This is a genomic window from Candidatus Marinarcus aquaticus (assembly GCF_004116335.1).
GTDB classification, from domain to species: Bacteria; Campylobacterota; Campylobacteria; order Campylobacterales; family Arcobacteraceae; genus Marinarcus; species Marinarcus aquaticus.
The window spans coordinates 148,864-171,719 of the sequence record NZ_PDKN01000005.1; the positions used below are offsets into that span (position 1 = coordinate 148,864).

Annotated in this window: 19 protein-coding genes; all 19 read right to left on the reverse strand. The window is 37.0% G+C overall.

Going from position 1 to position 22,856, the window contains the following annotated elements:
- Window positions 1–2,016: a dynamin family protein gene (locus CRV04_RS08780; protein ID WP_128996470.1), complete on the reverse strand. Its 2,016-nt coding sequence runs from the start codon at window positions 2,014–2,016 to the stop codon at window positions 1–3.
- Window positions 2,013–4,358: a dynamin family protein gene (locus CRV04_RS08785; RefSeq protein WP_128996471.1), complete on the reverse strand. Its 2,346-nt coding sequence runs from the start codon at window positions 4,356–4,358 to the stop codon at window positions 2,013–2,015. The genes CRV04_RS08780 and CRV04_RS08785 overlap by 4 nt, the downstream gene beginning before the upstream one ends.
- Before the next feature lie 186 nt (window positions 4,359–4,544).
- Complete coding sequence (locus CRV04_RS08790) at window positions 4,545–5,276, reverse strand: fumarate reductase iron-sulfur subunit (protein WP_128996472.1); 732 nt, start codon at window positions 5,274–5,276, stop codon at window positions 4,545–4,547.
- Window positions 5,276–7,261: a fumarate reductase flavoprotein subunit gene (locus CRV04_RS08795; protein ID WP_128996473.1), complete on the reverse strand. Its 1,986-nt coding sequence runs from the start codon at window positions 7,259–7,261 to the stop codon at window positions 5,276–5,278. Before CRV04_RS08795 ends, CRV04_RS08790 begins: the two co-directional genes overlap by 1 nt.
- A complete protein-coding gene (locus CRV04_RS08800) occupies window positions 7,261–8,043 on the reverse strand; it encodes a fumarate reductase cytochrome b subunit (RefSeq protein WP_128996474.1) in 783 nt (260 codons plus the stop codon). Before CRV04_RS08800 ends, CRV04_RS08795 begins: the two co-directional genes overlap by 1 nt.
- A 288-nt stretch (window positions 8,044–8,331) precedes the next feature.
- On the reverse strand, window positions 8,332–9,831 hold the full coding sequence (locus CRV04_RS08805; RefSeq protein WP_128996475.1) for an NADH-quinone oxidoreductase subunit N: 1,500 nt from the start codon (window positions 9,829–9,831) through the stop codon (window positions 8,332–8,334).
- On the reverse strand, window positions 9,828–11,309 hold the full coding sequence (locus tag CRV04_RS08810; RefSeq protein WP_128996476.1) for a complex I subunit 4 family protein: 1,482 nt from the start codon (window positions 11,307–11,309) through the stop codon (window positions 9,828–9,830). The genes CRV04_RS08805 and CRV04_RS08810 overlap by 4 nt, the downstream gene beginning before the upstream one ends.
- 1 nt (window position 11,310) lies before the next feature.
- A complete protein-coding gene (gene nuoL / locus CRV04_RS08815; RefSeq protein ID WP_128996477.1) occupies window positions 11,311–13,200 on the reverse strand; it encodes an NADH-quinone oxidoreductase subunit L in 1,890 nt (629 codons plus the stop codon).
- Window positions 13,200–13,511 (reverse strand): NADH-quinone oxidoreductase subunit NuoK, encoded by a 312-nt coding sequence (nuoK, locus tag CRV04_RS08820; protein WP_128996478.1) that lies wholly within the window; start codon window positions 13,509–13,511, stop codon window positions 13,200–13,202. The genes nuoL and nuoK overlap by 1 nt, the downstream gene beginning before the upstream one ends.
- On the reverse strand, window positions 13,508–14,020 hold the full coding sequence (locus tag CRV04_RS08825; protein WP_128996479.1) for an NADH-quinone oxidoreductase subunit J family protein: 513 nt from the start codon (window positions 14,018–14,020) through the stop codon (window positions 13,508–13,510). The genes nuoK and CRV04_RS08825 overlap by 4 nt, the downstream gene beginning before the upstream one ends.
- Entirely contained in the window at window positions 14,013–14,525 is a 513-nt protein-coding gene (locus tag CRV04_RS08830) for a NuoI/complex I 23 kDa subunit family protein (RefSeq protein ID WP_128996480.1), read from the reverse strand. The genes CRV04_RS08825 and CRV04_RS08830 overlap by 8 nt, the downstream gene beginning before the upstream one ends.
- A gap of 1 nt (window position 14,526) precedes the next feature.
- Window positions 14,527–15,810 (reverse strand): complex I subunit 1/NuoH family protein, encoded by a 1,284-nt coding sequence (locus CRV04_RS08835; protein WP_128996481.1) that lies wholly within the window; start codon window positions 15,808–15,810, stop codon window positions 14,527–14,529.
- A gap of 11 nt (window positions 15,811–15,821) precedes the next feature.
- Window positions 15,822–17,240, reverse strand: a complete 1,419-nt coding sequence (locus tag CRV04_RS08840; RefSeq protein WP_128996482.1) for an NADH-quinone oxidoreductase subunit G — start codon at window positions 17,238–17,240, stop codon at window positions 15,822–15,824.
- A gap of 38 nt (window positions 17,241–17,278) precedes the next feature.
- Window positions 17,279–18,565 carry a citrate synthase gene (locus CRV04_RS08845; protein ID WP_128996483.1) on the reverse strand — a complete coding sequence of 429 codons (1,287 nt, stop codon included), beginning with the start codon at window positions 18,563–18,565 and terminating at the stop codon, window positions 17,279–17,281.
- A 32-nt stretch (window positions 18,566–18,597) separates the two neighbouring features.
- The gene (gene nuoF / locus CRV04_RS08850; protein WP_128996505.1) at window positions 18,598–19,845 is read right to left on the reverse strand and encodes an NADH-quinone oxidoreductase subunit NuoF; all 1,248 of its coding nucleotides are present in this window, start codon (window positions 19,843–19,845) and stop codon (window positions 18,598–18,600) included.
- 14 nt (window positions 19,846–19,859) lie between these two features.
- The gene (locus CRV04_RS08855; protein WP_128996484.1) at window positions 19,860–20,336 is read right to left on the reverse strand and encodes an NADH-quinone oxidoreductase subunit NuoE family protein; all 477 of its coding nucleotides are present in this window, start codon (window positions 20,334–20,336) and stop codon (window positions 19,860–19,862) included.
- Window positions 20,336–21,970, reverse strand: coding sequence for an NADH-quinone oxidoreductase subunit D (locus CRV04_RS08860; RefSeq protein ID WP_128996485.1), 1,635 nt, complete (start codon window positions 21,968–21,970; stop codon window positions 20,336–20,338). Before CRV04_RS08860 ends, CRV04_RS08855 begins: the two co-directional genes overlap by 1 nt.
- Window positions 21,963–22,478: an NADH-quinone oxidoreductase subunit B gene (locus tag CRV04_RS08865; RefSeq protein ID WP_128996486.1), complete on the reverse strand. Its 516-nt coding sequence runs from the start codon at window positions 22,476–22,478 to the stop codon at window positions 21,963–21,965. The genes CRV04_RS08860 and CRV04_RS08865 overlap by 8 nt, the downstream gene beginning before the upstream one ends.
- On the reverse strand, window positions 22,469–22,831 hold the full coding sequence (locus tag CRV04_RS08870) for an NADH-quinone oxidoreductase subunit A (RefSeq protein WP_128996487.1): 363 nt from the start codon (window positions 22,829–22,831) through the stop codon (window positions 22,469–22,471). The genes CRV04_RS08865 and CRV04_RS08870 overlap by 10 nt, the downstream gene beginning before the upstream one ends.
- Window positions 22,832–22,856: the final 25 nt, after the last annotated feature.

Below are 22,856 nucleotides of genomic sequence, written 5' to 3' on the forward strand. Positions count from 1 at the left end.
TTAAATGCTTTTTTTAATCGCTTTTAAATCATTGATTTTATCTAAATAAAGACTTTTTTTAGACTCAACAAATTCGATTCGCTCTTGATTGATTTCCAAATATTGCTCTTTTGAGTATTTGATAATTTTAAACAAGTAGTTTCGTTTTGAGGTTAAAAAATCCTCTATTTTTTCAAATCCAAAATTGGCTTTGAGTTTGGTCAGGATTTCATCTTCTCTTGGATGATGAATGGTAAATTTCGTCGGTTCTTTTTCATACAGTGCCACAGATTCAGCAATTTGTTGTTCAAAGTGCGCAATGGTTGCTTGTGTGGTTTGAATGTAGCTGTAACTCAATGCACCATTAAAATAAGCAAACTTTTTACGAAGTGCTGAGATGTTTTCTAAAATGGCTCGATGGTAGTTTCTTAAAATATTCTCATACGCTTTGGCTGCAAAGTGTCGTGTAATAGAAAACTCAGAATCAGAAGCAATTTCACGATGCTTTCTGATAAGTTCATAAGGCTCTTGCCAACGTTGGACGTTGTGCTTAAGGGTTCGATAGACATTTCTAAAATCTTCTGCACTTGAAAGCTCAATTTGTTTAAGCTCTTTAATCGCTCGCTTAAAGAGTTTATCCACTGTTTGGTCATCGTAAAAGAGATTTTTATAGACATTGTCTGAATCAATCCAGTATGTCTCATACTCAATTTTTTCATACTTATCTTTACTTAAAAGTGAGTTCTTCTGTTCATATCTGTGCGCTTTTTGTTTTTTGATATTTTTAAAAGTCTCATTGGCCATCTTTTCCATGATGGCTTCAAGTGCATTGTAGATGCTAAAGAGTTCTTTTGAATAGGTTTGTTGCACACGGTCAAACTTCTCTAAAATATCACTCTCACTTGTTTTAAGTACATCTGCCAATGAATCAAATACCGCAATGATGGTTTCATACTCTTTGATTAAAATATCGCAAAAACTTCGTAAATCTTTTTTAATCGCAAACTCTTTTGCTTCAGCGGCTTGGGGTCGGATTTTTTCTTCAATAAAGTCAAGCACTTCTTGAATATTGGATTCTTTGATGAATTGTTGATTGATACTGCTGTCTTTATTCTGAATGGCTTTGACTGCCTCTTTATAAGCTTTGAATTTTTCATCAAAAAAGTGCAGATCTTCTACATCATTCTCTTTTAAATCTTTTTTAAATTCGTCAATGACTTTGTTGTATTCGGCTTGTATTAAGACATCTTCTTCTAAAGCTCGAGCTTCCAATGCCATTTTTGCTGAAATAGGTGTGACTTGTGCAAAATATTTCGCAAATTTTTCACTCACATATTTGGTGGTGGTCTCCACTTGTTCAGGGGTGAATTTGTCTTTTTGGTTAAGAACACACAATGATTTGTTTTTGAAGTGCTCCATGTACTCTTCCAGAACTTCTGCCTCACTCATTTTCCCTGCATTATCAATAAGTGTTAACCAGATAATTCCACCCACGTCTCTTAATACTTTTCGTGTAGTATCGGTATCACTTTGAGATTGCGAATTCAAACCAGGGGTATCGACAAATGAGATATCTTTTAAGATATCCATAGGGGCATAGAGTGTCAGATATTTAATATCGTCCATGTCTTTTTGACGTTGGTCTGTAAACTCTGCAATGGCATCAATGGGTGCGTACTCTTCTGCTCCAGATTTATAAGTGATTTTGAGTTTGTACTCTTCTCCATAGTTAATAAAGTTTACTTTAGAGGTAACAGGCGTAATTCCTGTTGGTAAAATATTGCGTGAAAGTAGGGCATTTAAAAAGGTTGATTTTCCTGAAGAAAATTGTCCCGTAATTGCAACTTCCATTGGGTAACGGGCACGGCGTATTTGTTTATCTAAAATATTTTTGAGTTTACTTGAAGGCAAAAATTTTGAATCCAAAAGTGCGGCTCGCACACGTTTGATGTCACCGACTAATCCTTGCTCAAAAACTTCTTCTTTTTGTTCAAAGTTGGCTTTATACTCTTTAACAAAACTGCTTAAGATACTCATGATTTAAGTCCTTTGTTAATGTTTTCAAGTTGCTTGATTTTTTGATGAAGTTCAAGAGTTAAACTCTCTTTGTTTTTTTCATTTTCTTCAAACTGTGCAATTTGATTTTGAAGTGTTTTTTCATCTTTAATCAGCTTGGCTTCAAAAACATCCAATGGCTCTTGCAGTGCTTTAAAGAAGCTCTCAATAAGTTGAGTAGAAACTTCATTGGCTTTGCTTTTGATGTTTCTTTCAATGGGTTCAAACTCCTCTTTGATAAACTTCTCAATATTTCTGTCCATTTCAGGCAGTTTATTGGCTTTACTTTTTGCTACTTCATTAATAATTCGAGTGACCAATACCTCATTGGAACTGGTTAAAAACCCTGATTTAAAGTCATCTTGAAAGAAACCTCGAGCATCAAAGTTGTCATTTTTATGGCTTAGAACAAATCCGAAATCGTGATATTTTTGTTCACACACTTCTCCAATGTCTTGAGATTTTTTAATAAACTTATATCTATAGTCTCGAACCACATCAATGATACCATCTTTAATGGCCGTTTCAATGATGGTTTTAATTCGTGAGGAAGCAGGACGTTTTTTTGTCTTTTCAAATGAGTATCGCACGTCATTAAAGATGCGTTGTTTGATTACTACTTGCAAATCTAAAAGCTCATTTTCTAAAAATGTCTCCAAGGTTTCCATGTAGTTTTTTGCATCATTTTTATAGACATGAATGTCCTCTCTCATGGCTTGAAAAATCTTCTCATTGGTGCTTTTTTTAGTGTTAAACTCTTGTAAATCAGCTTCGAGTTCTTCTTTAGATTTTGATAAAAGAAGGATTTCATAATTGAGGGATTTGACCTCTTTTTCAATGGTTTTTTGAAGTTGTGTTTTGGTCGATTTGACAATCAAATCTGTTTTGCTTGAATCTTTTCCAAATAGGGTCTCTTTGAGATAATTCTCTATTTCTAAAATCCCTGTATCCTCTAAAGTGTAACCTGCATCAATGGCCTCTTGTGCTCGTCCTGTTCGATGTAACAGTGCCATACGCCCCGAAATAGGAATAAACTTAATGGTATTTAAAATATAGTCCAGTTTACTGTCTTTGTTTTGGGCTTTGAGTTGTTGTTCAATCGAACTTTTGGTGTAGTTAATCACCTCTTCAAGCTCTTTAGGAGTGACCATATCTGCTCGAGTTATCACAATTAAAAGTTTGGAGATATTTTGATACAACAAGGCATCAATAATAAACGCAACATCTTTGAGTGTGGCACTCTGGCTTACATTCATTAAGTGTATCATCAAATCACATTGACTTAAGTACTCTTTAGTGATTTCTTCTCTTTGAATAACAGGGTCATCCAATCCTGGAGTATCCACAATTTCAATGCCATCAGCTAAAAACTCTAAATCCGATTTGAGTTCAACATATTTTACTAAATTGCATTTTTTTCCGCTGGCTTCAGCAGAGGTATAAAGTGCTAAGTTATTAATATCGACCTCTTCACAACGTGATTGAGGGAGAATATACTCTTCTAACTCATCCCCAAAAGTATCTTTGGTCTCTTGTAAAAATTGAGCAATCGATTCAATCTCTGTGGCACTTCTGTGAATGTTCTCCCACTCATGTTTGTTCCAAAAAAAGACATTGGCACTGGGGTTTTCATTGTACTTTACAATGGTTAAATTGGCCGTCTCTGGAACAACGGCACTACCTAAAATCTCTTTTCCCATAAGCGCATTAAGCATGGTTGATTTACCCGCATTCATAACCCCAGTAATACCAATAGAGAACTTTTGTGTGTTCATGTACGTTTGTGTGCTATCCAGTTCCTCTTTGAACTCTGCAGAGTTAAATAGCGTTTTAAGTTCAGCAATCAATGTTTCAAGTTGCTCTTTGTGTTCATGGAAGCTTTTTTTCTCTTCATCGTTATGGTGTGTTGGTAGTGTTTCTTTCTCATCATTTCTAGAGGAGAGTTCACTTGGGTCAAAAAGTGAGAGCAGTTTATTGTAGTTGGCCTCTTCTAATACTCCTTCCTCTTTTAAATAGGTAAAGGCTTTATTGAGTTTTTCTAAATCCTCATTTTGTGTATCAATTGTAATGGCATCAATCAAACAGTGTTGAAGTTGCAATAAGTCATTGAGATTGTGAGGTGCTCTGTCTGAGATTTGTTCAGCGAGTTCTTTAAATGAATTCAGACCAATAAAGTTTTGTGCATTTTTGCGTGTGGGAGATAGAACCAACGCGGCAATATCAAAAAAGTCTGCTTTATTTTTATATTGATTGGTATTAAATGTTGTCTCTTTCTCAATTTGTGTACCGTGATAGAGTAAAAAGTAGTTATTGGCCAAATTCATGTTACCCCTTTTTATTGATGCTCTCGTGTTTCAATGCGTTTTACTAACTAAAATTTTTTTTAAATTTATGAACTAATTTAAATAGCCCTAAAATAGAAAAAGTTAATCAGCCATTGTATCAAGCTGATTAACTTTTTCTGTTTTTTTGAAGAATAAAGATGGGAATATCCCCCATCTTTAAAGTGCTTATCGAAGTGCTACAAGCTTTCTTCTTAAGTAAGCGATTTTGTTTTGTAATGGTAAGTGTTTAGGACAGTGGTCTTCACAAGCCATTAATGACATACATCCAAAGATACCGTCATCATCACCGATTAATTCATAGTAGTCTTCTGCAGTTCGTGCATCATGTGGATCGATTTCAAAACGTGCAACCCTGTTTAACCCAACAGGTCCTACAAAATCAGGTCTCATAAGCATAGTACCACAAGAAGCAACACAAATACCGCACTCAATACATCGGTCTAATTCGAATGTATCGTTTGCCACATCTGGGTCAATTCTGTCTTCAAGTTTGGAAATATCGACTTCATGATCTGAGTGAATCCAAGATTCCACTCTTTTAGACATACCATCCATCCATTTACCAGTATTTACTGATAAGTCTTTGATGAGTTCAAATGCTGGCATTGGCATTAATGTTAATTTTCCTTCAGGGTAACTTGCAACAAGTGTTCTACAAGCAAGGGCTGGTTTACCATTAACCACCATACCACACGAACCACAAATACCTGCTCGACATACGAAGTCAAAAGATAAGTCTGGGTCAATCTCTTCTCTGATTTTTGTTAAAGCAATGAAAAGAGTCATTCCTGGAGTCTCTTCTAGTTTATAATCCACAAAGTGTGGTTTAGAAACCGCACTTCTTGGATTGAATTTAAGTACTGAAATTGTAATTTCTCTACCTTTTTGTGTGCTCATTACTTATCTCCTGCTCTTTCATTTTTCTCTTTATAGTTCATAGGTAATTCAAACGGCATCAATGCATCTTGAATCTCATGCCTATCTTTACCTTCTGCTTGCATTTTTTCAGTGATTTCATCCACTTCAGCTTGTCGTTTTGCAGAAAGCTCATGCTCAATAATCATACCCTTAGCACCATACCCTCTAAATGCTGGAGGCATCTCCATTTTCATGATGTCCAATGGCTCATAAGTGATTTCTGGCTCTAAAGCATCGGCATTTGGCCAAGAAGTCAATGTTCTGTTTAACCAGTTTGCATCATCTCGTTTTAGGTAATCTTCTCTGTAGTGAGCTCCTCTTGATTCTGTTCTGTCTCGTGCACCTTTAGCTACACATAACGCAACTTTTAACATTTTTGGTACTCTGTACGCATCTTCAAGTTCAGGGTTTCCTGCTCTCTCTTTAGAAGCAACAGTGATTTGTTTTGTTTTTTGTAATAACTCTTTTAACTCTTCAACAGCTTCAGCTAAGTGTGGACCATCTCTAAAAATACCTACTTTTTCATCCATAAGTTCTTTCATTCTGTTTTTGATTTTATAGATGTTTTCATTTCCATTGTAAGCTAAAATCTCATCTAAGTAAGCATCTTGCTCATCTAAGAATTTTTGAACCGTTGTTGTTGGAATTGTTACATCATTTTCTAAACAGTAATCTGCAAAGTAGTTACCAATAATCATACCAGCAACAACTGTTTCAGATACTGAGTTTCCTCCAAGTCGGTTAAACCCATGCATATCCCAACAAGCAGCTTCTCCACAAGCAAACAGTCCATTTAAGTTTTGAGACTCACCTGTTGGTTTTGTTCTGATACCACCCATAGAGTAGTGTTGCATTGGTAATACTGGCGCCCACCCTTTTGGACCTTCATCTGCTGGATCAATACCATTAAAGATTTGACAAATCTCTTGTACGTCTCTTAAGTTTTTCTCGATGTGCTCTCGACCAAGAATAGAGATATCTAACCATACGTGGTAACCATAAGGTGAAGGAACCCCTTTACCGTTTCTGATGTGCTCGATCATTCTTCTTGAAACAACGTCTCTTGAAGCAAGCTCTTTTTTCTCTGGCTCATAATCTGGCATGAATCGGTGACCATCAACGTCTCTCAAAATTCCACCATCACCTCGACAACCTTCAGTTAATAAAATACCTGATGGCACGATTGGTGTTGGGTGAAATTGTACTGCTTCCATATTCCCCAATGTTGCAATACCAGTCTCAATTGCGATTGCTTGACCTGTACCTTCACAAATTACAGCATTTGTAGTTTGTTTAAATACTCTTCCATATCCACCTGTAGCAATACAAGTTCCTTTAGCAACGTATGCTTCTAATTCACCCGTGATTAAATCTCTTACAACTGCACCATAACATCGTCCATCTTCGTGGATTAAGCTTAATGCTTCTTTTCTGTCTCGAATATCAACGTCATGTTTTAAAGCTTCGTTAGCAACACCAAACAGCATAGTGTGTCCTGTTGCATCGGCAGTATAACATGTTCGCCATTTTTTAGTTCCACCAAAATCTCTTGATGTGATAAGTCCATGTCGGTCTTCGTCTTCTGTAATCGTTGTTTTTTTAGCATTGATAACGGCTTCACGTGTTCCAGCTTTAACTCTTGACCAAGGAACCCCCCAAGATGCTAACTCTCGAATTGCTTTTGGTGCAGTGTGCACGAACATTCTTGCTACATCTTGGTCACATCCCCAGTCACTTCCTTTAACCGTATCTGCAAAGTGTAAATCTTCGTTATCACCATCTGACATTTTAGAGTTACCTAAAGATGCTTGCATCCCACCTTGAGCTGCAGCTGAGTGTGATCTTTTTACAGGAACTAAAGATAAAACTGTTGTACTTAAACCCTTTTTTTGTGCAGCAACTGCAGCTCTTAAACCTGCAAGCCCTCCACCAATAACCAATGCGTCACAGTAATTAATTTTCATTATTTAATTCCCTCCATAATCGTTGATTCAACTTGTGCAAGTGTTGGATTGTATCTTTCACCCGCTCTGTCTGCATGCTCCATACCAATTTTCATGTATGCTGCAAGTGTTGCAAATCCAAGTACTAAGAAAAATACTGTAAGGATTTTTTTGATTTTTTTAAGTCGTGCTCGTGAAGCTTTAGGATCGTTTCCATCAAACCATCCCCACTTAACACAGAGTCGATATAAACCAATTGTACCGTGTAATTCAACCGCTAATAATAAAAGAATATAAAGTGGCCACATCCACTCAGACCAAACTCTGTCTGCACTTGCATATGGACCAATTGCATCTGAATTTGTCATAATGATGTATAAGTGAATAGAACCTAAGAAGAACATTGCAAAACCTGTGAATGCTTGAGTGAACCAAAGTTTAGTGTCTTCATGACCCATGTTGTTTGCATGAGCCTTCATTACTTGATACTGTTTAAAGTTACCTGGAAGTTTTCGCATACCCATAGCGGCGTGTGTAATGAAAATGATAAAAATGACCAAAGCCAAAATAGAAACCAATAAAGGATTTCCTCCATCAAAAATAAAGCTGGCTTCAAAAAATTTAGTCACAGCGTACATAAAATCTTTACTGACTAAAATTGAGGCAACCATAAACATATGTCCCCACATAAAAAGTCCAAGAATTAAACCTGTCGCACTTTGAATGTAATCAAGTTTAGCAGGTACTCGACTTTTCTTTCTCTCAACTGTTGTACCTATATAACCCTCTATTAGGTCACTCATAGTTAATCCTTTCATTGGTTGAATTTATCTTTAATACATGTATAATAATAAAAACTTATGTAATATAAATGTAAGTTATTAGTATTATAGTTGTAGTTAAATTTTGTAGCAAAAGAATAGCAAAAAATTGCTTCAAAATCCATAAAAATTTTGTACAGAAATTGTTTTTGAATGAATATTCAATATGTAAAAAAGCCCCAATTAAGGGGCTTTAGTGGAAAACTTAAGCACTCTTAAGCTTTATGATAATTGTATGAAATGAGTGTTACATATTAACACATTACCATACTATAGAAAAAGTGATTTCACAGATATTTGTACTAACTCAAATATTCCGTCAATACTTGGAATTGGCATGAAGAATAACAGTGCTGATCCTACACCACCCCAAATGATTAAAATTGCAATCAAAGCAATGGCGTATGTCGAGATTCTTGAATCATCAAAAGTCTCTTCTTCAAGCTCTTTATTGCTTGGATAGAAGTACATCATCGCAATCAATTTGAAGTAATAGTACACCGAGACACACGTTGCTAAAATGGCATAGATGGCTAAATAGATGTAACCTGCATTAATCGCTTCCGTAAATACATAGAGTTTTGCGATAAACCCAATGGTTGATGGAATCCCTGCAAGAGAGAACATAAATATCGTCATCATTGCTGCAAGGAATGGTCGCTCTTGTGCCAAACCTTTAAAATCATCATACGTAACTCTCACTTTTGTTTGGGCAATAATATGCGATACCAAACCAAATGAACCAATGGCAGTTAAAAGGTATGCAATAAGGTAAAAAATGATTGAGTAGGCACTCTCTATGTTTTCACCCACAGCAATAAATGCTAAGAGTAAGTACCCTGTGTGCACGATTGAAGAAGCTGCTAACATTCTTTTAACAATTTTTTGTGTGATGGCCAACCATGTACCTAACGTCAATGTGAACACAATCAATACTGTTAAGATTGGATCCCAGAAATCCTGAAGTGTTGGGAAACTTTGTAAAAAGGCTCTTAAGAAGAAAGAGAAAATGGCAATTTTAAATACCGACGCCATATACGCAGTAACTAAAATAGGTGCACCTCGATACACATCAAGTACCCATGATTGGAATGGGAACGCTGCAATTTTAAAGAAAAATGTAAATATAATCAGTGTTAAACCAATGTACACCAGTGTTAACTCACCATTTGAGTGAGAAAGAATGTATTGTGTTAACTCTGTTAATTGAGTGGTCCCCGTTGCGCCAAAAATCAGAACCACCCCCAATAAGTAAAATGCACCAATAAATGATCCCAGTACTAAGTATTTAAATACCGCTTCAACTCGAATGGGATTTTGTGTGTTAAATCCTACCATTACGTATACAGCGAATGAAGCAATTTCAAGTGCAATGTAGGCCGTAATAAGTTCATTGGCATTGGCCAATAAAATCATACCAAAAAGTGAGAACATTAAAATAGATAAGAATTCCCCTTTAAAGAATGAGTGTGCTTGTAAATAGTGTTCACCAATTAAAATAACCAGCAACGCTCCCACAATCAATGCAATGGTAAAAAAGTTTGAATATGTATCAAAAATCAATAGGTCATTGAAATAATCACTGAAAGGTTGAATGGCATAAATCTCTCCTGCTGGATAAACAGCAAAAGCCAGTGCCAATACTAAGAAAAGTACAGAAACCCCAATATGATACTTCATTGAGAATTTATCGTACATACTTAAGAACATCGATACCAAGGCACCAGTTAATACAATAAGAACTGGCAATATGTTCATTACTTCCATCATTTTGCAGCTCCTAATTTTAAGATATCAGTTAAATAGTGAATCACTGATGGTTCGAATTTATCGATAAATGGATCTGGGTAAACCCCCATAAGGATAACTAAGATGACCCATGGAGCCAAACCAAGAATCTCTTTGATTTTTAAATCTCTCATTTTAAGAGCTGGTCCTTCTCTTTTTTGTAAAATTGCTCGTTGGAACATCCATAACATGAATGAAGCAGCAACTAAAACCGTAACCGCTGCAACATAACCCATGATGGGATTAAATTGGTAAATACCAAAGATAATTAAAAGCTCTGCAACGAATCCGTTTGTTCCAGGTAGACCCACGTTTGCAAACAGCATAATCGCAAAGATAAATGTAAAAATAGGTGCTTGTTTTGCAATGCCCCCTAAATCTTTAATGGTTTTATATCCAGTTTGATGGTATAAAATTCCTATAAGTAAGAACAATGCCCCCGTTGCAATGGCGTGAGCAATTACTAAGTACAGTGCCCCACTTACCCCATAATCATTCAGTGAAAAGATACCCGCAGCAATAAATGAAAGGTGTGAAGCCGATGAGTAAGCGAACATTCGTTTGATGTCATCTTGCATCAATGCGGCAATACCAAAGTAAATCAGACCAAACAATCCAATAAATACAAACCAAGATGAGAATTGGATATATATTTCTGGAAAGAGTGGAATCATAAACCGTACTACTGCGTAGATACCCAATTTTGCCATAATAGATGAGAGCAAGAACACGGCACCTGTTGGTGCATTTTTATACGTATCCATGATCCATGTATGAAATGGAAAGAGGGGAATCTTAATGGCAAATGCGGTTAAGAATGCCAAAAAGAGCCAGAACTCTTCAGCGTAAGTCAAGTTTGTGATTTGAGTTAAATCAGAGTATTGGAAACTCCATAGACCAAACTCATTAAAGTAAGCAACTCCTAAATAGATAATGGCAACGAACATCAACAATGAACCAAACATGGTATAAACTGTTACTTTAATGGTTGTAAATATTTTATCTCCCGTACCAAAGTTACCAATCATTAAGAATACTGGCAGTAACATCATTTCCCAAAAGAAGTAGAATAGAATGATATCCAATGATAAAAGGGCTCCGGTTACCCCTGTTTGAACAAGAAGCATGTTAATCCAGTACCCTTTAGTTCGTCCATCCCAAAGAAGTAAATATGCTGAAGGAATTAAAATAGCAATCATCATTAAAACGGTTAATGAGAACCCATCTACACCCACATAATAGTTGATCCCATATTTTAAAATCCAAGGTACATTGATAACAAACTGCATTCCACTCTCTGGGTCATAGTTCAAGTAAAGTTTTAAAACAAGAACAAGCGTGATTATTGTCGTAATAAATGCAATATTTCTAACATCTTCAACCTTCGTTGTTGTCACCATTAAAATGAAAGCAACAAACGCCGGTAGAAAAATAATAAATGATAATAAATCCGTACCCATTCTACTGTCCTATTAGTGTGTTGTAAAGATATAAGAATGTACAACTCATACCTATAAGCATATACAATGCATAAAATCTTACGTTTGCATTTTGTAAAAACGCAAGTTTTTTACCGAATTCGATAAACTCTCGGCTGACCATCATAATAAAACCATCCACAATTTTGTCATCCACAACTTTGTCGAAGAATTGACTCACTTTTTGTAAAGATTTTACAAACAGAATGTCATATAACTCATCAATGTAGAATTTGTTTCCAATGATGCCATCCTCTTTCTCTTCTACAGATACATCATATTTACCATATTTTAAGTACGCCACTAAAATACCAAGTGACGCAACCACGATACTTGATAACATCAAGATATACTCTGTAGCGTGCGACATGTGTAACTCAATCGAGTTGGTTTGTGCCAACCATGTATCGACCATATGACTTCCACCAAAAATGGCTGGAAAGTTTAAGAACCCTGCAAACACTGCCCCAATAGCTAAGACTAAAAGAGGGAAGGTGATGGTTTTATCAGTTGATGCATAGTGTACGTCATGACCATTTGGCGCAACGAATACAACAAAATACAATCGGAACATATAAAATGCTGTTAAGAATGCCGTGAAAATACCAATTCCATAGAGAACAAACTCACCCTCTTGGTATGCTGCAGCTAAAATTGCATCTTTTGAGAAGAATCCAGAAAATGGAGGAATACCTGAAATCGCAATGACCCCAATTAAAAAAGTTGCTTTTACAATGGGTTGGTACACTCTGTGTTGAGCCATTTTGAAGATGTTTTGTTCGTGGTGTAGAGCTAAAATAGCTGCACCTGCTCCCATGAACAGCATCGCTTTAAAAAAGGCGTGTGTGAATACATGGAAAAGCCCTGAACTGTAAAAACCAAGACCCACAGCAATAAACATATAGCCCAACTGACTCATTGTAGAGTAAGCAAGAATCTTTTTAATATCCGTTTGTCGTGTTGCAATCACGGCTGCAAGCAGTGCTGAAATGGCGCCAATGTATGAAATGAACAATCCAATGTCTTCCACTCCTGTATATAAGAAGTGGAAACGTGCCACCATATATACCCCTGCAGTAACCATGGTTGCTGCGTGAATCAGTGCTGAAATTGGTGTTGGACCTGCCATCGCATCTGGAAGCCATACATATAAAGGGACTTGTGCTGATTTACCCATTGCACCCACAAAGAGTAAGAAACCTGCAACAGCTAACATGCTTCCTGAAGCCAAATCAATGTTTGCTTCCATGTCTGAGAAGCTTAATCCTGTTTTGTTCAATGCGAAGAAGAGTGTAACAACCCCAAGGATAAACCCAAGATCACCCACACGGTTTGCAATAAACGCTTTATTACCTGCAATAACATTTTGCGCATCGGTGTAATAAAATGAGATAAGCAAGTATGAACAAACACCAACGCCTTCCCATCCGATGAAAAGAATAATTGGGTTATCTGCAAGCACAAGGATCAACATTGATGCTAAGAACAAGTTGAAGTAAGCGAAGAATTTACCAAACCCTTCATCTCCCTTCATATATCCAACAGCATAGATGTGAATCAACCATCCAACAAACGTAACAAACATTGACATGAAAATTGCAAGGTTATCCCCTAAGAATTTCATCTCAATGGTTAAACCACCAATGTCCATCCAAGTAAATACAGACTGCTCAAATGTGACCCCAGTCTGGTACATTTGAGTAAATAAGCACAGTGTAAAAAGAAAAGCAAGAAACGGAGTTACTGTTCCAATCCAAGCAAACAGTGACTCTGGAAGAGGCTTTCTTTTAATGTGATAGATGTAAAAAGCTGCATTTAAAATAGAACCAATCAGTGGTGCTAAAATAATCCAAACTAAAAAAGAAGTATGCATTATTCTACCTCCTGTTTTAATTCAGTAAAGATATCTGTATCAAGTTTACCTTTACTTCTAAACAGTAAGATAATCACAGATAAGAAAATAGCTGCTTCTGCTGCAGCAATTGCTACGACCATAATAGAGATGATTTGTGCATCCATGTTGAAATGGTATCGTGCAAATGTAACCAAGAAGAGGTTGATTGCATTTAACATCAACTCAATGGACATATAAATAATAAAGATGTTTCTTCGTGCAATGACTCCAATGACTCCAATAGAAAAGAGGATCATAGAGATGGTTGCGTAACCTAATAAACTAGTCAATTTAACTCCTTTCTATCTTTTTTCTTGGCTAATACAATGGCACCCACAAGCGCCACTAAAAGCAAGATTGAAATCAACTCAAATGGTACCAACCACTCTGTAAAGAGTTTTAAACCAAGCTCTTTAATTCCACCAAAACCTTCTGCAACAACGGACATGTCTGCTGCAGGCAGTTTTGAAACCGCATCTAAAATCAGTGCATTAATAGGTACCATAATGGCAATACCCAAACCAATTAAAAAGTTTCGATTTGGCTCCTTTGGCAGATCCTCTTCATTGATATTTAAGTACATTAAGATGAACAACAACAGCGTTAAGATTGCACCTGCATACACAATGAGTTGCACCATAAACATAAATGAAGCGCTTAATAATGCAAACAATCCTCCAATTGACAATACTGAGATTAAAAGTCCTAAAGCGGCATAAATAGGGCTTTTATATAAAAGCATTGCAATTGCACCGGTAATAGCAAAGAAACCCAGTGCAACAAACATAAAATCAATCATTATCAGACTCCTCTTTTGTGTACGCTTCATGAGACATTAAACGTTTTTTATCGACCACAAAATCTTCTCTTTTATCCCCTGTAAAACTGAAAATTCCTGTGTCCATTCGAATCGCGTCACACGGACAAGCATCCACACAATAACCACAAAATACACACTCTAAAAGATCAATTTTAAACTCTTTAGGACGTTTTTCAGATACCCCATCGGTTCTCTCTTCGGCATCAATAAAGATACATTGAGCAGGACAAGCTGTTGCACACATATAACATGCAACACACTTCTCACTTCCATCATCCCATTTAGTCAAACGATGAACCCCTCGGTATCGTTCTGTAATATCTGTAGGTTGAACCTCTGGATATTGCAGTGTCTCTAAGTTTGATGTGTCTTTTAAGTTGGTTACGAACTTTTTAAATGTCGTCTTCATACCACCTGCAATAGCAGGGATATAGAGTCTGTCTTTTAACGAGCTTCCGTGTCGTTCAATTACTTTTACACCCATATTAACTTCCTGCGAATACAACAACTAATGCTGTAATAAAAATATTTAATAATGCCAATGGCAACAATACTTTCCAACCAAGCATTTGCAGTTGGTCATATCGAAATCTCAGTAGCGTCCATCTCACCCAAATAAATACAAAACATACAAAAAAGAATTTCAACATGAATGTACTGATTTGAATCACGGCTGTTGCAATGTTGACACCGTTTTCACTTAAGCCACTTAAAAAAACATACGCCAAAGAAACCGTAACAACTCCACCAAGACCTAAGAATACTTTGGTCAGAATAGCAGTCTCTTTTGCTCGTGGGTCATTTGGATTATCCCAAGTGTTGTTTTTTTGCATCCAACCAATGAAAAGAAGTGTTAATACTGGAATTAAAAGAATCAATACCATTAACACGTTGTCAATGTTGGCTTTAAGTGTTGCTGTGTCCATCCAAGGGATGTGATAACCACCAAGGAACAAAGTGGTAATAAATGCAGCTGATGCACCCATGGCAGCAAATTCACCTACTTGGAAAAGACCAAATCTCATTGCAGAGTACTCTGTGTGATACCCAGCAACAATTTCTGACTCACCTTCGGCAATATCAAACGGTGTTCGGTTGGCTTCAGCAAACGCACACACGATGAAAATAAGAGCAGCTAATGGCTGAATGATAATTCCCCATGATGGTAAGAAACCAAAGAGTAATTCACCTTGTGCTGTAACCATATCATTTAAGTGAATTGAACCATACGATAAAATCACTGAGATGATTGCTAATGCCATTGAAGCTTCATAAGAGATAACTTGTGCGGTTGTACGAATCGAACTTAAAAGACCATACTTACTGTTTGAAGAGTAACCCCCTAGAATGATTCCATAGGTTGCAAGTCCTGCATATGCTAAAAACCACATGATTCCTAAATGCATTGGAATGGCTTGCATCATATGTGCTTGACCATCAATAAAGAGGGTATCAGCAAATGGAATAACAGCGAATGTTAATAAAGAACAAAAGAATACAATTGCAGGCGCAATTGTAAAGAAGAACTTATACTTGATATGTCCTGGAGTAAAGTCCTCTTTAAATACTAGTTTTAACATATCTGCAATACTTTGAATCAAACCACCCAGCCTGATACCCGCAATATTACATCGGTTAGGTCCGGTTCGTCCTTGGATGAAACCAGCAACCCGTCTCTCCCACCATACTAAGATGGGTGTCGTACCAACTGCAAGTTTCACAGCCAGTAGAATGTTAACAATTATGATAATAACTGATACGAAATCCATTTTGTTCCTTTTTAAAGCATTCTGTTGATGGTATCTAAGAACTCTTTCACATCCACACTAGGATTCTCTTTTTTCATTTGTGAAATGACTTCTTGTTTAATGCCATCAACATTGATGTACGTTCCCGATTTTTCTAAGAATGATTTGGTTGCAACGGCGATATTTGCAACTTCATTCACAGCTGAGTTATGTGAAGTGAAGTTCACCACAGTTTTCCCCTTGAGTAACTCTGTTTTATCTTCAAAATAACTGTTTTCTAGAATGATGATTAAGGTTGAGCTTTGTAAAGCATTATTAAACACCTTTTCATCTTCATTGATGTTGATCTCTTCAAATGCTTTTCTGTTGCAAGATCGGTCATTGGTATGAAGCAACTCATCTTTAAACGCTTCATCAATGTATTGTGGAGAGTATCCATTAATCGTTGCTTTTGTTTTTACAGCCAACTCTTGAGCTGCTTTTAACTCTTCGCATGAAAGTGTAGGAGAAACAACAAACAAGATGTTTTGGTTGTCGTTAAGAGCTTTTACAAATGAAGCTTTGATGTTATTGATGTTCTCTTCACTTTTGTTTAATAAAGAGCTGACAAATCGCTCTTCATTTTCTTGGTGATATGAAAGACGTCCTGTATCACAAATGAAGTGTCCATTCACTGCCTCATTGACTCGTGGTCGGAATCTGAAAATGGCGTCATCTTCATATTTCCCTTTTCTATGATCCACATGAATATTACACCCTTTTGAACACCCATTACAAATCGCTTCAAATGATTCCATGAACCACACTCTTTGTTGGAATCGAAAATCTTTACTTGTTAAAGCTCCCACGGGGCATAAATCAACAACGTTCATTGAGTATTCACTTTGAAGTTCCATTCCTGGAAACGTTCCAATCACAGAGTGGTCAGCTCTTGAATGAACACCGAGTTCATTGGTTTTGGTGACGTTTTTAAAGAATCGAACACAACGTGTACATAAAACACATCGCTCTTGGTCTAACATAACGTTTCGACCTAAGTCAACGCTTTTGAGTGCATGGTTCTTTTGAACATTCACTCGGTTGACATAAAAACCACTGTCCATATAGTAGTCTTGTAGTTTACATTCACCTGCTTGGTCACATGTTGGGCAATCAAGAGGGTGGTTTACAAGTTGAAGCTCTAAGATATCTCTTCTTACACCTTCAATTTTTTCACCTTTGGTACGAACAATCATACCCTCTTTAACTGGTGTATCACATGCAATTTGTGGACGTTTTTGCCCTTCGATTTCCACCATACACATACGACAGTTTCCATCTTTACCAAGGGCTTGGTGATAACAAAAGTGGGGAATATGAATATTCTCCTTTATCAAAGCATCAATAAGTAAACTCCCTTTTGCTGCTTCTAACTCTTGATCATTTACTGATATCTTAACCATTTCACCCATATTTTGTTATCTCCTTTTGACCGTTTAAAAAAAATTTATTATTTACCTGTATATAATTGTCTTGGTCTTGCAATTCTGTGTGCTGGATCTTGTTTTAATTCTGACCATTGTGTAATCCATCCTACGGTTCTACCAATAACGAAGATTGGTGTAAACATCTCTACTGGAATTCGAAGTGCTGTTAAAATAACACCTGAATAGAAGTCGATGTTTGGATACAATCCTCTGTCTTTGAAGTAGTCATCTTTAAGTGCTGCTTCTTCAACTGCTGCTGCGACGTCTAACAGTTGAGAGTCAAGATTTAACTCTTCTCTTAATTTGTCTTGTAACCCTTTTAAAGTCTCTGCTCTTGGGTCCCTGTTTTTATAAACTCGGTGACCAAATCCCATCAATCTGAATGGATCATTTTTGTCTTTTGCTTTTGCAATGTATGAAGGCACGTTTTTAACATCCCCAATCATTCGTAATTGATCCATCACTTTTTCATTGGCACCACCGTGAGCAGATCCCCATAATGCAGCAATACCCGAAGCAATAGCCACATATGGGTGCGCTTCAGTTGAAGCAACGTTTCTAACAGTTGTTGTAGAGGCATTTTGCTCATGATCCGCATGCAGTGTAAAAATAGCATCTAATGCATCCACTTCAACTTGTTTGATTTCATCTTTTAAGCCGTTCCCTAGGTTTTTCATTTTTCCACCAGGGTAAGCTCTTAACATGTATAAGAAGTTTTCAGTGAAGTATCGGTCTACATCTGGATAAATCATTGGAACCCCAATAGAGTTTCTATAAGCCATCGCAGCAATTGTAGGCATTTTTGCTACAATTCTTCTTCTCATCTCTTTAAACTCAGCTTCATCTTCTAAGTTTAAGTGCTCTTTATAAAATGTTGATAAAGCCATCACTGCTGCACCAAGTGTCGCCATTGGGTGTGCACCATCTGGGAATGCGTCAAAAATTCGTACTAAACCTTCGTTGATGAAAGATCGGTGTCGGATCTCTAAATCGAAACCTTTTGACTCTTCAGGAGAAGGTAATCTTCCTCTCATTAATAAGTAACAAACATCTAAATACGAGTGTTTACCAGCAAGCTCTTGGATTGGGTAACCTCTGTATCTTAACTCTGAATTTTCACCATCAATGAAAGTAATTTTAGATTCACAACTTGCAGTTGACGTATAACCTGGGTCATAAGTGAACATACCAGAATCTTTATAGAATGTAGAGATATTAACTACGTCTGGTCCTCTTGTACCACTTACAATATCATACTCGTATGATTTACCATTTCTGTTGTCTGTCAACGTCATTGTATTCTTCGCCATGTTTTTCTCCTGTTTATAATTTAATTTTTAATTTATTTAATTTCAGCAATAAATTCATCTCTGAATTTTTGAACGATACTTTTAATGATATCTTTAACCGCAGGTGCAAATACACATACTGTTTTACCATTCATGGTTTCACACACATCAAGAATTGTATCTAAGTCCTCTTCTTTACCGACTCCTTCGATAATTCCTTTAAGAATTTTATCAATCCATCCTGTCCCCTCTCGACAAGGTGTACATTGACCACACGATTCGTGGTGATAAAACTCAATCAAGTTCTTCGCAACATCTACCATCGAAGTTCCTTCAGGAATGATCATCATTCCCCCTGTTCCTAACGTTGAACCAATGTCCCACATTGATTCATAGTCTAAGTAGGCTTTTTCAACTTCTTCGGCGGTTAAAATAGGGCATGAAGCTCCACCTGGAATAACAGCTTTTAATGTAAGTCCATCTCTCATTCCTCCACCAATTTCATTGATGACATCCGTCATTTTACAACCATATTGAAGTTCATAAACGCCTGGGTTTTTAACAGGACCACTCATTGCAAACAGCATGGTTCCTGGCGCTTTTTCTGTCCCATATTTGGTGTATGACTCATAGCCATTTAAAACAATGTTTGGAACAGATGAAATCGTCTCAACGTTATTGACAGTTGCTGGCATATCATAGAACCACTCACACTCTTTCCCGTGTGGTTTAAGTCGTGGGTGTCCTCTTTTACCTTCAACGGATTCAATCAGTGCAGACTTTTCCCCACAAATATAAGCTCCACCACCTCTATGAACAGTGATGTCCATTCTGAAGTCATATTTGTTCATCACTTTTTCACCAATGATTCCAGCAGTATATGCTTCCTCAATGGCTTCATTGAGCCTGTCAATGAACCATTTGTATTCACCTCGAATATAGATAAAAGCATCATGCGCGCCAATGGCGTATGATGAACAGATGATTCCCTCAATCAATAAATGCGGGTCATATTGGAAGATTTGTCGGTCTTTAAATGTACCTGGTTCAGACTCATCTCCATTGACGATTAAATATCGTGGTCGCTCATCTACTGGTGGCATCAGTTTCCATTTGGGTCCACAGTGTGCACCACCTCCACCTTTTCCTCGTAAACCACTTTTGCAAACCTCTTCGGTTACTTCATCTGGAGCCATTGTGAAGAGTTTATCGATTGATTCATATCGTCCATGTTTTAATGCCACTTCCAATTTATGTGAATCAGGGATGTCAAAGTTTTTACTTACAATTTTTACAATCATCTCATTTGCACCCATTATTTACACTCCTCAATGATAGTTTTTAACTTATCAACGGTTAAGTTCTCATGATATTGGTGGTTCAATGCAATCATTGGTGCTCCACCGCATGCGCCTTGGCACTCCACTTCGCTGAGAGTAAATTTCCCATCGGCGGTTGTTTCGCCTGGTCCAATTCCTAAAGTATCTTTGATGAATTTTTTCAATTCAGGTGCACCCATGATCATACATGAGAGTGTTTTACACAACTCAATGTGGTATGTACCAATTGGTTTGAGGTTAAACATCGTATAAAATGTTGCAAATTCATAGACTTCAATAGGAGATTTTCCCAGTTTGTCTGCAATAAAAATCATGGCATCAGGACTCACCCAACCCTCTTGCTCTTGAACCAACCAAAGTCCAGGAAGCATCATTGAATCAATCTTTGGATACTTTTTTGCAATGGTTTGGAATTTTTCTTCGTTCTCTTGCGTAAATGTAAATTTTCCCATTATCTGTCAAACTCCCCAGCAATAAAGTTCATAGAAGCCATAGTAACAACTGCATCAGCAATCATTCCACCCTCTACAATTTTTGAATATGCACCTAAGGCATAGAAACACGGTGGTCTACATTTAACCTTATACGGTGTCCCTGAACCATCACTTACAACGTAGAAACCTAATTCACCGTTTCCAGCTTCCGTTGCACTGTAGTATTCACCTTGTGGCACTTTAATCCCTTCAAATGTTAATTTGAATTGGTTCATTAACCCTTCAATGTTTCCGTAAACATCTTTCTTAGCTGGCAGAAGTACATCTGGTGCATAGACATTGACTTCACCATCGGGTAAGTTTTTCATTGCTTGTCGGATGATTCGAATACTTTGTCTCATCTCTTCAAATTTACACATGATTCGGTCATAGACATCTCCATGACTTCCAAGAACCACGTCAAAGTCAAATGAGTCATAGTGATAATAAGGATTTGTTTTTCGAATATCATAATTCACACCTGCAGCTCTTAAATTCACTCCCGTAATACCCGCACTGATTGCAAACTCTTTTGTAATCACACCCACATCTTGCGTTCTGTCGTGGAAGATTCGGTTGTGTTCAACTAAGCTCAGCGCATCAACAGTTCCTTGTTCAACGGCTTTTAAAACATCTTCTAAATCTTGAGCAAAACCATCATACAAGTCATACTCTAAACCACCCACTCTTGTGTAAGAGTTCGTCAGTCTTGCTCCTGTTAGTTTTGAAAGAAGGTCATACGCTTTATCCCGTGCAGAGAAAATAAACCAGAAGTTTGTAAGTCCACCTAGGTCAACCATGTTGGCAGCATTACAAACAATGTGGTCAATGATTCGTGATAACTCACCAATAATCACTCTGATAAATTGAGCTCGGTCTGTGATTTGGATGTCTAACATCTCTTCAATGGTTTTACAATAACCAATGTTGTTTAAAATGGCACTACAGTAGTTCAATCGGTCAGTATAAGGAATAATTTGTGAATACGTATGCGTTTCACAACTCTTTTCAAAACCTCGATGTAAGTATCCAATTTCTGTAACACACGCTTTAATTGTTTCACCCTCTAATGCTAAGAAGTTTCGGATGGTACCGTGTGAAGCCGGGTGAGATGGACCGATATTTAAGTACATCATGTCATCTTGCTCTTGTTGTGTGTACCCTTTTGAAGTAAGAAGTTTTGGCATTTCATCCATTAAGCCTTCTGTTTCAGTACAGATTTGTCGGTCTGTGATGTTATAATCTTTTCTTAATGGGTGACCTTCAAATTGGTGGTGGTTTAACACTCTTTTTAAATTTGGGTGACCTTCAAATTTGATTCCATATTGGTCAAACGTCTCTCTTTCTGCCCAATCAGCAGCAAAATAGATGTCTGTAAGTGATGGCACGCTTAATGTGGCATCATCGACATATGTTTTAATGGTGACACTTTTTTTAAATGAGGCATCTCTTAAGATATATACCAATGCAAAACGTGTGGGCTGTTTGACTGGGAATTTTAAGTAGTCAATCGCAGTAATATCTAAAAGAAGGGTGAAACTCTCTTTATCTTTTAAATTTTTAATGGTCGATTTAAGTTCACTAGGGTTTACAATCATATCTGGCTTAAGCATCTAAATACCCCTTGAAATTTTTTGCTCTCTCTTTGATGATCGATTCATCTTCAGATTTTTTTTGAATTCTCATGATGGCATCTAAAACAGCTTCTGGTCGTGGAGGGCAACCTGCAATGTATTCATCAACTGGAATGATTTCATCAATTCCTTGAACGGTGGTATAGTTGTCATAAAAACCACCTGAACAAGCACAGGCTCCCATTGAGATAACCCATTTTGGCTCGCACATTTGGTCGTAGATTTTCTTTAATACAGGTGCTTGTTTAAAAGAGATGGTTCCTGCAACAATCATCAGGTCCGCTTGTCTTGGAGAGAAACGAACAACCTCTGCTCCAAATCTTGATAAATCATATTTTGCTGCTGCAACGGACATGAACTCAATACCACAACATGCTGTACCAAATACCATTGGCCACATTGAGTATGAACGTGCCCAGTTAACAGCGGTGTCTAGTTTCGTTGTGACGACAGAATCGCCAAATACAGATTCTACTCCTAATCCCATGAAAGAGCCTTTTTCTTATAAATATAAATTAAACCACCAAACAGTAAAGCCATAAACATAAACATTTCGGTCAGACCTAATATTCCTAACTCTTTAACGTTTACAGCCCATGGAAACATAAAAATGATCTCTACATCAAACAGTACGAAAAGAATGGCAACTAAATAGAATTTAACTGCAAATCGTAGCTTTGTTCCACCAATTGGGTGAGATACCCCTGATTCGTATACCGTGTTTTTTTCAACATCATCTTTGTTTTGTGGTCCGAGGAATCGTGACAGTAAAAATACTGATACTAAAACAACTCCAACTAAGACAAAAATGACTGATGATAAAAGAAGTTCATTTGACATAGTTTTATTCCCATATGATTAATTA